This window comes from Martinezella paranaensis, from assembly GCF_014200235.1.
Classification (GTDB): Bacteria; Pseudomonadota; Alphaproteobacteria; order Rhizobiales; family Rhizobiaceae; genus Rhizobium; species Rhizobium paranaense.
On the sequence record NZ_JACHBI010000001.1, the window covers coordinates 985338 to 997602 of the forward strand.

Here is a 12265-nt window from a genome sequence, read left to right on the forward strand (position 1 = left end):
CTCAGGCGCTTTTGGTGATCGCCGGCGCCTGAACGCCCAGCCACCCGGCGCAATCCGCCAGCGCCCGCTTGGCGATCAGTTGCCGTTTCATGATCGTCTTGTCCTTGCCACGAAAGCGTTTGACGCCCTCCGGCTTGACGATCGAACCCGGCTCCAATTCCGGAAACAGCCCGAAATTGATATTCATCGGCTGGAAGGAGCGCTTGCCCGGCTCTTCATCGGAAACGATATGGCCGCCGGTAATGTGATTGAGCAGCGAACCCAGCGCCGTCGTGTGCGGCGGCAGGGACGGTGACTCGCCCTTGCGCTCGGCAGCGGCGAAGCGACCGGCGAGCAGGCCGATGCTAGCGCTTTCGACATAACCCTCACAGCCGGTGATCTGGCCGGCAAAGCGCAGGCCCGGCCGCGATTTCAGCGTCAGCGAGCGGTCGAGCAGGGTCGGCGAATTGATGTAGGTGTTGCGGTGCAGACCGCCAAGCCGCGCGAATTCGGCATTCTCCAGGCCTGGGATCAGCCGGAAAATCTCGGCCTGCGCACCATATTTCAGCTTCGTCTGGAAACCGACTATGTTGTAGAGCGTGCCGAGCGCATTGTCCTGGCGTAGCTGGACGACTGCATAGGCTTTGACGCCGGGGTTGTGAGCATTGGTCAGGCCCATCGGCTTCATCGGTCCGTGGCGCAGCGTCTCGCGCCCGCGCTCGGCCATGACTTCGATCGGCAGGCAGCCGTCGAAATAGGGCGTGCCTTCCCATTCCTTGAAGCCAACGGCATCGCCGGCGATCAGGGCGTCGACGAAGGCGTTATATTGGGCTTCGTCCATGGGGCAGTTGATATAGTCCTTGCCCGTGCCGCCCGGCCCGACTTTGTCGTAGCGAGACTGATACCAGCAAATATCCATATTGATGCTGTCGCGATAGACGATCGGCGCGATGGCGTCGAAAAAGGCAAGCGCGTCCGCGCCGGTCTCGGCCTGAATGGCGCCGGCAAGCGACGGTGCGGTCAACGGCCCGGTGGCGATGATCGCCTGATCCCACTCTTTCGGCGGCAGGCCTTGAATTTCTTCGCGCACGATCGTGATGAGCGGGTGGCTTTCGATCGCCTGTGTGACTGCCGCCGAAAATCCATCACGATCCACCGCCAGCGCGCCGCCGGCAGGAACCTGATGCTTATCCGCCGAAGCCATGATCAGCGAGCCGGCCAAGCGCATTTCCGCATGGATGACGCCGACCGCATTGCTGGTCGCATCATCGGAGCGGAAGGAGTTGGAACAGACGAGTTCCGCCAGTTCGTCGGTCTTGTGTGCCTCGGTGCCGCGCACGCCGCGCATTTCGTGCAGGATGACGGGCACGCCGGCGCTGGCGATCTGCCATGCGGCTTCCGAGCCGGCAAGACCGCCGCCGATGACATGGATGGGAGAAAAAGAGCTGCTATTTGTCATGCGCGCGTCATTACCACGGGCACGCCGGTGATCCAATTGCTTTGCTAGAGCATCTCGCGCAAAAGTGTGCTGCGGTTTTGCGATACGACATGCGCAAGATCAAAAACTTAAAGCGCAAAGAGCGAATCTGAAAGATCGCAGTGCGCTTTAGTCGCCGGAATCAAAAACGGCGCCGAAGGGCGCCGTCTTGAGGCAGTCCACTTGGTCCGTTGTATTAACGGAAAGAGCGGGAAGCGATATTGCGGATTTCGTAGCGGCTAACGCCGATATCCGACAGGGTCTGGCTGGAAAGGTTGCCGAGCTCGTTCAGGGTGCGGCGGTAGCTGATCCAGTTCTTGGCGATACGAAGCGGGTTCATTGTTTTGTCCTTAGTCATTCTAGTTGCGAGCGGCACGATTGCCGCCTCAGCGCTTGGCACTTATATAGGCGCGCGCACGAATATTTTGCAGTGCAAATAAAATGCGTCTGCTATGCATTTGTGCAATATGACGCCCAAAAAGCCATCAGTGCCCAAAATTTATGTGACCTGTGCGAGGCGCATGGCTTGAAGCAGCTTGAGGGTTACTGCAGGCGCGAATGACGGCAAAAAAACAACGCAAAAAAGAACGCCCGCCGCGGTTGTCCGCAACGGGCGTTGTGTAGGCTGTCGCTATTTAGCGAAGCCAATCCGGTAGTTAGAGGCCGGTGGCTTCGCGAGCTACGCGACGGATGTCCGAACGATCGATACCGAGGTCGTGCAGTTCGCGGGTGCTCATGCGGCCGAGTTCGTTAACGGTCTGACGATACTTGCGCCAGTTATTGAAAGAGCGGGTCAGGTTCATTTTAAATCCCTTTCGAGGGTCTGGAGATCTCGCCGGTTCCGCGATTGGTTCCGTCCTTGATCTGATGATTGTGAATATATGCTGCGCTGCAAGAACTAAAAGAGCGAATGCATCATGCCACCTATGCGTATGATGCAATTCACTATGGTGATTTGGTTAAATGGGTGACTGCTTTATGTGCACATCGCAATAGTATGAAAGCAAGCATTCGACGGGATATCGGTCGAGATTGTGATCTTGTGCGTAGATCGTGAGCAATTGCTCAATATTGTCAGCCGTCGGGGGCAATTCGTGCCATCCCGTAAGCCTTGCTGGTTTGGAGCATTTGCCGGGGCATTCAGTGAGCGAAAAAATCCCGTCGCCGCACTCTCTACGCTCTTCCAATGTCCTAGACGGCAGAAAAGGAGCGTGCCGACTGTGTCGGGCGATTCTCCGGGAGTTAAGCGATTTAACTGGATAAAAAAATAACGCCCACCGCGGGAGGAGGATGCGGTGGGCGTCATTTGTGGTGATTGACGACTGGGAGGAGGAGTGTCGTCAATCCATCGGAGCGCACTGGGAGGAGGAGTGTGCGGCTCCGAATTCTGTATGAGGAATACATCCTCAGGCTCTTTCCGGCTTTCGCCGAAGCGGCGCGGCACCGCCGTCCTTCAATGCTTATAAAATAGTATGACTTTTGATTTTTGTGCAGCGCAATAATTTCATGGGAGATATGTCAATTGCGCATAGCTTGAGACGGTATCTTTGGGCAATCCGTGAGTCTAGGGCATGAAGCCTTAATCCCGCATTAACGGGGTGCGGCTTTGCTGAAAACTCGCCCTGATCTGAGACACGAAAGAGCGACCTCGAAGGTCCTCAATATGTGATAAGACACTCTGGGATGAGGGAATCGCTGTCAGGGGCGCGCGATGTACCGGGCTAGGCTGGAACGCGATATAAAGATCTGGGTGGACAAGGGGCTGGTTGACGCACCGACAGCGGCAGCGATTCTCAGCGAATATGACAGCCGTCCTGCAAGCTTCAGCCTCGGCCGCGTGCTGGCCGTCATGGCGGCGCTGCTGGTCGGCGTCGCGATCCTGCTTTTCGTCGCGTCGAATTGGGAGGCGATTCCAAGGATCATCAGGCTCTTCGGGCTTATAGCAATGATCTGGGCCTTTTATCTCGGCGGCGCCTATTCATTCGTGCGCGGGCACTCGATTCTGGCCTCGGCGGTGCTGATTCTCGGTACGATGAGTTTCGGCGGCGCCATGTCGCTGGTCGGCCAGATGTATAATATGTCCGGCGATGAACTGATGATGATGATCGTCTGGTTCGCCATCGCCAGCATCGCCGCCGCGTTGTTCCGCTCAAGCGCGCAGGTCGCTCTTGCCGGGTTCCTGGCTTGGGGCTTTTGCGGCTTCTATCTTTGGGATCATTATGACCAGTGGTACGGCCTCATGCCCTGGGCGCCGCCGGTTATGGCGGCCGTGCTGATCGCTCTCGTCAGATACGTCGATGCGCCGAGGTCCCGGCATCTTGCCTATCTGATGCTTGTCGGCTGGCTGACATGGATTTTCGCGCAGTATGAGAGCCTGCACGCGGCTATCGTGCTCGCCGCCGCCGGCATGATTGCCTTCCTGGCTGTCAGCCTGCCGGTTTCGCCCCTGATGCGGATCGCCCGGACCGCCGGTGCTGCGCCGGCCTTTTATTCCTTCCTCATCGCCGCCATCGGCCTCTTCGCAATCCACGGGGAGATCGGTAGTGGTATTTTTGAGAATAATATATGGGTTGAAAACAAGCTGCCTCTCATCGCGATCGCCTTCGCGACGCTGGCAAGTGCCGTCGTTGCGATCATTCTGAGCGGCCGCGACAACGGTGCGGTACGCTATCTCGCCTACGCTGTTTTTGCCTGGGAGATCCTCTATCTCGCGAGCGAAACTGTCGGTTCGATCATCGGCACGTCTGGCTTCTTCCTGATCTGCGGCGTGTTGGTCGCCATCGCCGCCTGGCTGGTCATTCGCCTTGAGCGGCGATTTTCCCATCATGATGGCCCGCGGAGTGAGAGTCAGGAGGTGCAGGCATGACGATGACAGCCGAGACGGGCACCGTTGCACGCGATCTCAGCCGACGCATGTGGATCGCCGCCATTATTGTCGCAGCGCTGCAGACGGCCATCCTCGGCTATATGGTTGGCGAACGGGCTTGGGGCCTGAGGAGCGGCGTCGAAGTCCTGTTGAAAACCGCACCGATCGATCCCCGCGATTTGCTGCGCGGCGACTATGTGACGCTGAATTACGATATTTCACGGGTGCCGGTATCGACCCTGATCGGCGGGGCGCCGCCGGAGAGCCGACAAAACCAGGTTCTGTCCGTCCGCCTGAAAAAGCAGGATGACGGCTATTGGGGCATTGTCGAATCGTCCTTTGGACCATTGGAACCGAAACCGGACACCGTCGTTCTCAAAACCCTGCCTTTCGACTATTTTTCCTATGGCGATAGCGCGCCCCCGCCGGCGACGATCCCAGTCACATACGGCATCGAGCGCTATTATGTGCCGGAAGGCGAGGGCCGCACCATCGAGGATGCGCGCAATCAGGACCGCGTCGCCATTGCCGCCCGCGTCTCGGCGGATGGCGAAGCGCATATCAGAAGCCTGCTCCTGGACGGTAAATCCGTCTACGAAGAGCCGCTTTACTGACCGGGTTTCCGCAGAAAACCAAACAAGGTCCATGGACGGTCGTGGAACCGTCATTTTTCCTTTGCGTGGTTTAAAACGGGTGATATAGAGACGCCGCGCTCCGGAAGGCCTCATGGGCAGGCATTGCCGTATGCTTTTGGGAACGCGGGTATGGTGAAATTGGTAGACACGCCAGATTTAGGTTCTGGTGCCGCAAGGCGTGGGAGTTCAAGTCTCTCTACCCGCACCAAGGCTGCCTTGTGGACGGGAGAGGCTTAACGGCCTGTCTCCTGACCCGCTGTTGGAGGCGCCATTTTGCCTAGAGCATCCCGCTTTCTAGTGGAAAGTGGACAAGATGCCCTAGATTCCGAGAGGGGAGAGCGACCTTTTGCGCGTTCGTTCGAACGCGCGGCGCTCTAGCAGAATGATGAGGAATTGCATGCAAGCCACGCTCGGGATTTTCCGGCGTCGTGCTCATCGAAACGAACGGCTGTCTGGGCACGGCCGCCATGAATGAAGGTAGGACAATGCAGGTTATCGAAACGCTCGCTGAAGGGCTGAAGCGCGAAATCAAGGTGGTCATCCCGGCCAAGGACATGGAAGTTCGCATGAACGAGCGCCTGGCCGAGGTCAAGGACAAGGTCCGTATCAACGGTTTCCGTCCGGGCAAGGTGCCGGTTGCGCATCTGAAGAAGGTCTATGGCAAGTCGATCATGGCCGACCTCGTCAACGAGATCGTTCGTGACCAGCCGCCGGCAATCCTGACTGAGCGCGGCGAAAAGTCGGCAACCCAGCCGGAAATCGCAATGACCGAGGACAAGGACGAGGCTGAAAAGATCCTCGCCGCTCAGGCCGATTTCGAATTCACGCTCTCCTATGAAGTCATCCCGGCGATCGAACTGAAGTCCGTCAAGGGCATCAAGGTTACCCGCGAAGTCGCTGAAATCGCTGAGGACGAAGTCACCGAACAGATCCTCAAGATCGCCGAAAGCGCGCGTAGCTACGAGACGAAGAAGGGCAAGGCCGCCAATGGCGACCGCGTTACCATCGACTATCTCGGCAAGGTTGACGGCGTTGCCTTCGACGGCGGCAAGGACGAAGACGCTCAGCTCGTCCTCGGCTCCAACCGCTTCATCCCGGGCTTCGAAGAGCAGCTCGTTGGCTTCAAGGCTGGCGACGAGAAGACCATCACCGTAACGTTCCCGGCCGAATACCCGGCCAAGAACCTTGCCGGCAAGGAAGCCACCTTCGACATCAAGGTGAAGGAAGTTGCTGCTCCCGGCGATATCGAAATCAACGACGAACTCGCCTCCAAGCTCGGCCTCGAATCCGCCGACCGCCTGAAGGAAATCGTCCGCGGCCAGATCGAAAGCCAGTACGGCTCTGTTACCCGCCAGAAGGTCAAGCGCCAGATCCTCGACCAGCTCGACGAGATGTACCAGTTCGACACCCCGCAGAAGCTGGTTGACGCCGAATTCGCCAGCATCTGGCGCCAGATCCAGACCGATCTGGATGAATCGGGCAAGACCTTCGAAGACGAAGACACGACGGAAGAAAAGGCACGCGAAGAATATCGCAAGCTCGCTGAACGCCGCGTTCGCCTGGGCCTCGTTCTTTCCGAAATCGGCGAAAAGGCCGGCGTTGAAGTGAGCGAAGACGAAATGCAGCGCGCGCTCTATTCGCAGCTTCAGCAGTTCCCGGGCCAGGAAAAGGAAATCCTGGAATTCTTCCGCAACACGCCCGGCGCTTCCGCCAACCTGCGCGCGCCGATCTTCGAAGAAAAGGTCATCGACCACCTGCTGACCGAAGTCGACGTCACCGACAAGACCGTTTCCAAGGAAGCGCTGCTGGCTGACGACGAAGCCGAAACCGAAGACAAGCCGGCAGCAAAGAAAGCTGCTCCGAAGAAGAAGGCTGCTGCCAAGGCTGAAGCAACCGAAGCTGCCGCCGAAGGCGAAGAAGTTGCCGCTGCTCCAAAGAAGAAGGCCGCTCCGAAGAAGAAGGCTGCTGAAGACAGCGCCGAATAACTCGGTTCTCTTCCGTAACGAAATCAGGCCCTGCCGTTCGCGGCGGGGCCTTTTTTGTTGGTTGGAGAAAAGAAAAGCTCCCTCTCCCCGCCTGCGGGGAGAGGGCTGGGGTGAGGGGCAGAGCTATAGGCTTGCTGGAGACCTATGGTCTGTTTCGATATCGCGATAAGGACATCGACATTCCAAAAGCTAACGACGACCAGTCTTCCTCATTCATAAAGGCATCGCGCCGTAGATCCCGAGAACTATCGAGATGCTGGCTTCCATCGAGTTCCACAGCGAGACGTTTCTCCCTGGGGCGAAATCGGCAAAGTATGGTCCAGTGGGATATTGCCGAACGAACATAAAGCCGTTGACGGTCGCGCGGTTCGGACCAAAGCTTTGGGCTATCTGTGTCGTTTCCGATTTAGGGCCACGCAAACTGAGTGTCCCCGAGAAATGCCCCTCACCCTAACCCTCTCCCCGCAGGCGGGGAGAGGGGACTGTCTCGACAACTGCGGAGACCCCTCAAAGCTCCGACTTGATATCGCCCATCCGGTTCCACGCATCGAGGCCTGCGATTTTGTAGGCTTCGGCGAGCGTCGGGTAGTTGAAGGTGTTTTCGACGAAATATTCGACCGTGCCTTTGAGGTTCAACACCGCCTGGCCGATGTGGACGAGTTCGGTCGCGCCTTCGCCGACGATGTGAACGCCGAGCAGGCGGCGGGTCTTTAGCGAGAAGATCATCTTCAAGAGGCCGGTATCGAGGCCCATGATATGGCCGCGGGACGTTTCGCGAAAACGGGCGATGCCGCATTCATAGGGAATATGGCGTTCCTTGACCTCTTCCTCGGTAAGGCCGCAGGTGGAGATTTCCGGCACGGCGTAGATGCCGTAGGGAAAGTATTTCGGCGGCTCCTTGGCGATGGCGCCGACGGCGACGCGCGCAGCGATACGGCCCTGTTCCATCGACGTCGAGGCAAGGCTCGGAAAACCGACGACATCGCCGGCCGCGAAGATGTGGGGGACGTTGGTGGCAAAGGTCTCGGGATTGACGCTGAGGCGGCCGCGATTGTCCGCCTCCAGACCGGCCGCCGCCAGATTGAGCGTATCGGTAGCACCCATGCGGCCGGCCGCAAACAACACCATGTCGGTGACGATGTGGCGGCCATTGTCCAGCAACAGCTCCACTTTGCCGTCCTGCCGGGTGACCTTTTCGGCCTTTTGCCCCAGCAGCAGTTTCATGTTGCGGTCGCGTAGCTGATAGATGAAGTCCTCGACGATTTCCTTGTCGATGAAGTCGAGCATCGTCGATTTCGGATCGATCAGCGTCACCTGCGTGTCGAGCGCACTGAAGATCGTCGCATATTCGATGCCGATGACGCCGGCGCCGATGACGACCATCGAACGTGGCAGCTCCTCGATCTCCAGCAGCTCGTCGCTGTCGAGAACGGTCCTGCCGTCGAAGGGCATGTAATCCGGACGGAAGGGCTTGGTGCCGACCGCGAGCAGGATGCTGGCGCCGGTGACATGGATCACTTCGCCGTCGTCCTTGACGACCTGCATGGTCTGCGGATCGACGAAGCTTGCCTTGCCGCGAATGTGATGCACGCGATTGCGGGCGAATTGATGCTCCAGCACTTCGACTTCATGGTCGAGAGTGATCAACAGGCGGCGCCGCAAGTCCGAGGCGCTGATTTCCTGCTTTACGCGATAGGCGCGGCCGTAGAAGCCGCGCTCGCGCCAGCCGGAGAGATTGAGCGCGGTTTCACGCAGCGTCTTCGATGGAATAGTGCCGGTATGGACGGAAACACCACCGACCCGCTTCCCTTGTTCGATGACCAGCACCCTCTTGCCGAGCTTGGCGGCCTGAATGGCGCCTCTGCGGCCTGCGGGGCCACTGCCCACGACTATGAGATCGAATCGGTCCATCGGAAGCCTCGGGTGCTGAAATTTATAGAATCAATGTCGCAACGCAACATGCTGCCCGTCAACCGGTAGCCGCTCAATGTTACAGATTATCTAACAGGAAATGATCAGGAGCTGGAAAGGCCAAGCCAAGGCTCGAGCTTTTCGAAAGTCCGGTCCATGGCATAGGCATCGGTAAAGGAAAGTGGCAGATGTCCGTAGATGATCGACATCTGACGTTCCGAAACCGCTTCGCCGGCTTTGGCGATAGCAGCGAGATAGAGGGCCGAGGCAAGCCCCGTGCGGTCTGCGCCGGCTTGGCAATGAATTAACAACGGCTTCGGTGCATCGCGCATGATCTGGACGAGTTGAGCTGCTTGCTCCCGGGTCAGTTCGCGACTGGCAGACATCTTGAAGTCGATGTGGTTGATATTGAGTTCCTTCGCCTGGGCGATTTCGTTGTCATACCAGGTGCGACCGTTGTTTTCGCCGCGCAAGTTTATGATGGTCTTGATGCCATACTGCTTCTGAAATTCGGCGATCGTCGCCGGCGACGGCTGAGACGAGCGGTAGACCTCTCCTGCGATGACGGGATGAAAATTCGTCGTCCAGAGCATATGGGCGTAGAAACCGCAGGCGATCAGCGCGAAGGGAGACAATGCAAAAAGAACACCGCGGCCGATACGGCGCAGACGTTGAGAAAGCGTCGAGGACGTCTTTTGCATGCAGTCTCCGGATACGCCGAACCTCGGGCGGATAAGGCGCAAATAAAACAACCGCTTCCCCCGACAAACGCGCCGATCTGGAGGCATTATCGTTTTGTCAGAACATCCTGACAATTACCTTAAAAGTGGAGGAGATATCGGGAGGCTGGAAACGATCGACGCTTCAGCGCCTCCAGAGCGCTACTCGCATCTTAAGGTAGAATAAAAACAATATAGTGCAATAATATTCTAATGTCTGAATGTATCTGGGAGGCCGATTCAGACCAATCGCAGCGCTCTGAAGCTGACATGGCCGTTCTTGCCGATGATAATATGATCGTGAACGGTGATACCCAAAGGACCGGCCGTGTCGATGATCGTCTTCGTCATCTCGATATCGGCGCGCGAAGGGGTGGAGTCCCCGGAGGGATGGTTGTGGACGAGAATCACGGCGGTGGCCGAGAGTTCGAGCGCCCGCCTGACCACCTCGCGCGGATAGACCGGCGTATGGTCGACCGTACCCAAACCCTGCACCTCGTCGGCGATCAGGGCATTGCGCTTGTCGAGAAACAGGATGCGAAACTGTTCGCGCGCCTCGTGCGCCATTGCTGCGTGGCAATAGTCGATCAGAGCCTTCCAGGAGGAGAGCACCGGCTTGCCCGTCAGCTCGCTTTTCAGCATGCGCTGCGCAACGCTCGCCACCAGCTTCAGGTCAAGGGCCACGGCTTCGCCGACGCCGCTGATTTCCTGCAGCAGATTGGTCGGCGCGCCGAAGACACCGCCAAGCGTGCCGAAACGGGCAAGCAGCGCCTTGGCAATTGGCTTGGTGTCGCGGCGCGGAATCAGCCGAAACAGCAGGAGTTCTAGGATTTCGTAATCGGCAAGCGCCGCATCGCCGCCATCGCGATAGCGATTGCGCAGCCTTTCGCGATGGCCGTGATAGTGAGCCTCGGCATTGGCCGGCGTGCTCGGCGGTTTTGCCGGTTTATCGCGCAGCGCGGCTTTGGCGGGTTGATGGGCGAAAAACAGCCGCTCGTCGAAAAGCGATGCGTCTTCAAGATCATCCGCCGCCCCGCCGCTATCGACGGTCATGTCGCCATGTCCGGAAGAGGAAGCGGGGCGCTTCGCCATCTATTACCCCTGCAGCGGCGGCAGGCCGGGACGGTCGAGGCCGCCGGGCGACAGGGTGAAGATCTCGCAGCCCGTGGCGGTGACGCCGACAGTGTGCTCATACTGCGCCGACAGCGAGCGGTCGCGCGTGACCGCCGTCCAGCCGTCGCCAAGCACTTTCACATGCGGTCGTCCGAGATTGATCATCGGCTCTATGGTGAAGATCATGCCTTCGCGCAGTTCCGGGCCTTCGCTGGCGCGGCCGTAATGCAGGATGTTCGGTGAATCATGGAAGAGGCTGCCGACGCCATGGCCGCAGAAGTCCCGGACGACGGAGCAGCGCTCCGCTTCGGCATAGGTCTGGATCGCCTCGCCAATGGCTCCGGTCCGGGCACCGGGGCGAACGGCGGCAATGCCGCGCATCAGCGATTCATAGGTCACTTCCAGCAGCCGTTCCGCCGAGCGCTTGATCTCGCCGACAGGATACATGCGGCTGGAATCTCCATGCCAGCCGTCGAGCACATAGGTCACATCGATATTGACGACATCGCCGTCGCGCAGCGGCTTGTCATTGGGTATGCCGTGGCAGACGACGTGATTGATCGACGTGCAGGAGGATTTCATATAGCCGCGATAGTTCAGCGTCGCCGGATAGGCGCCGTGATCCATGCCGAACTCGAAGACGAAGCGGTCGATGACGTCGGTCGGTACGCCGGGCCCGACAACGGCAGCCAGTTCGTCTAGGCAGCGTGCAGTCAACTGGCATGCCTTGCGCATTCCTGCGAAAGCATCCGGGCCGTAGAGGCGGATGGCACCTGTATTCTTCGACGGCGCCGTTGCCGCTTCGATGTAATTCACCATGATCAGCCTTCAGCAGAAATCTTTATACTGGTATTTAATGCAGCTATGCCGGGTTCGTCTATCGGGATCAACCCAGCCGGCGTTATTTCCGTCGACGAAACCCTGCATTTCAACGCGTAGACTTCGACGCCGCGTTTCAAAGCTCGCTCGAAGGCTGCCGCGTAAACCGTGTCGAGATCGCAGCAAACACGAAAGCGCTGGCAGTCGTGCCGTTGGATCACGAACAGCATGACGGCGCGGTATCCCGCTTCCGCCATATCGCCGAGTTCTTCGAGATGCTTGGCGCCGCGGGCTGTCACCGTATCGGGAAATTCGGCAAGGCCCGGCTGGCGCATGAAATGTACATTCTTGACTTCGACATAGGTGGTCGTCCGCAAAGGGTCGGTCAAGAGCAGGTCGATGCGGGAATTGCGACCATAATTTTGCTCGCGCCGCAGGGTCGTGTAATCGCCGAGGTCGGAAATCTGGCGGAGAGCGATCGCTTCCGCAGCCAGCCGGTTCGGCATGGCGGTATTGACCCCGACCGTGGTGCCATCGGCCTCGATCAGTTCGAAGACGTGACGATATTTGCGCTTCGGACTTTCGTGTTCTGAAAGCCAGATGCGCGAACCCGGTGTCGTCAGGCCTTGCATCGAGCCTGTGTTCGGGCAAGAGCCGGTGATGATCTCGCCGCTCTCCAGTTCGGCATCGAAAAGGAAGCGTTTATAGCGGGCGATCAGCCGCGCGGGGACGAGGGGCGGGTTGAACAGCATGGATAACAG

12 protein-coding genes and 1 tRNA gene are annotated in these 12265 nt (G+C 58.6%); 4 read left to right on the forward strand and 9 right to left on the reverse strand.

Annotated features, from left to right (window positions below):
- Nucleotide 1 precedes the first annotated feature (1 nt).
- From trmFO to GGD50_RS04830, 3 genes are all read right to left on the reverse strand, one after another.
- Complete coding sequence (trmFO, locus tag GGD50_RS04820) at nt 2-1438, reverse strand: methylenetetrahydrofolate--tRNA-(uracil(54)-C(5))-methyltransferase (FADH(2)-oxidizing) TrmFO (protein WP_107107896.1); 1437 nt, start codon at nt 1436-1438, stop codon at nt 2-4.
- 214 nt (nt 1439-1652) lie between these two features.
- A complete protein-coding gene (locus GGD50_RS04825) occupies nt 1653-1796 on the reverse strand; it encodes a DUF1127 domain-containing protein (RefSeq protein WP_065091553.1) in 144 nt (47 codons plus the stop codon).
- 316 nt (nt 1797-2112) lie between these two features.
- Nucleotides 2113-2259, reverse strand: coding sequence for a DUF1127 domain-containing protein (locus GGD50_RS04830; protein WP_107107897.1), 147 nt, complete (start codon nt 2257-2259; stop codon nt 2113-2115).
- A 908-nt stretch (nt 2260-3167) separates the two neighbouring features.
- Here GGD50_RS04830 and GGD50_RS04835 point away from each other — a divergent pair.
- The 4 genes from GGD50_RS04835 to tig all read left to right on the forward strand — a co-directional run bounded on the left by GGD50_RS04835 (nt 3168) and on the right by tig (nt 6942).
- A complete protein-coding gene (locus tag GGD50_RS04835) occupies nt 3168-4322 on the forward strand; it encodes a DUF2157 domain-containing protein (RefSeq protein WP_107107898.1) in 1155 nt (384 codons plus the stop codon).
- Nucleotides 4319-4936, forward strand: a complete 618-nt coding sequence (locus tag GGD50_RS04840; RefSeq protein WP_107107899.1) for a GDYXXLXY domain-containing protein — start codon at nt 4319-4321, stop codon at nt 4934-4936. The genes GGD50_RS04835 and GGD50_RS04840 overlap by 4 nt, the downstream gene beginning before the upstream one ends.
- A gap of 144 nt (nt 4937-5080) precedes the next feature.
- A tRNA-Leu gene (locus GGD50_RS04845) sits at nt 5081-5165 on the forward strand.
- A gap of 277 nt (nt 5166-5442) precedes the next feature.
- Nucleotides 5443-6942 (forward strand): trigger factor, encoded by a 1500-nt coding sequence (gene tig / locus GGD50_RS04850; RefSeq protein ID WP_107108135.1) that lies wholly within the window; start codon nt 5443-5445, stop codon nt 6940-6942.
- Nucleotides 6943-7084: 142 nt separating this feature from the next.
- Here the strand turns inward: tig and GGD50_RS33470 are convergent, their stop codons facing one another.
- From GGD50_RS33470 to sfsA, 6 genes are all read right to left on the reverse strand, one after another.
- On the reverse strand, nt 7085-7219 hold the full coding sequence (locus GGD50_RS33470) for a hypothetical protein (RefSeq protein WP_414123940.1): 135 nt from the start codon (nt 7217-7219) through the stop codon (nt 7085-7087).
- A 230-nt stretch (nt 7220-7449) separates the two neighbouring features.
- On the reverse strand, nt 7450-8853 hold the full coding sequence (gene sthA / locus GGD50_RS04860) for a Si-specific NAD(P)(+) transhydrogenase (RefSeq protein ID WP_107107900.1): 1404 nt from the start codon (nt 8851-8853) through the stop codon (nt 7450-7452).
- A 104-nt stretch (nt 8854-8957) separates the two neighbouring features.
- Nucleotides 8958-9554: a dual specificity protein phosphatase family protein gene (locus tag GGD50_RS04865; RefSeq protein WP_107107901.1), complete on the reverse strand. Its 597-nt coding sequence runs from the start codon at nt 9552-9554 to the stop codon at nt 8958-8960.
- A 258-nt stretch (nt 9555-9812) separates the two neighbouring features.
- The gene (gene radC, locus GGD50_RS04870) at nt 9813-10625 is read right to left on the reverse strand and encodes a RadC family protein (protein WP_414124013.1); all 813 of its coding nucleotides are present in this window, start codon (nt 10623-10625) and stop codon (nt 9813-9815) included.
- A gap of 42 nt (nt 10626-10667) precedes the next feature.
- Nucleotides 10668-11504, reverse strand: a complete 837-nt coding sequence (map, locus tag GGD50_RS04875; RefSeq protein WP_107107903.1) for a type I methionyl aminopeptidase — start codon at nt 11502-11504, stop codon at nt 10668-10670.
- A gap of 2 nt (nt 11505-11506) precedes the next feature.
- Nucleotides 11507-12256 carry a DNA/RNA nuclease SfsA gene (gene sfsA, locus GGD50_RS04880; protein WP_107107904.1) on the reverse strand — a complete coding sequence of 250 codons (750 nt, stop codon included), beginning with the start codon at nt 12254-12256 and terminating at the stop codon, nt 11507-11509.
- Nucleotides 12257-12265 lie beyond the last annotated feature (9 nt).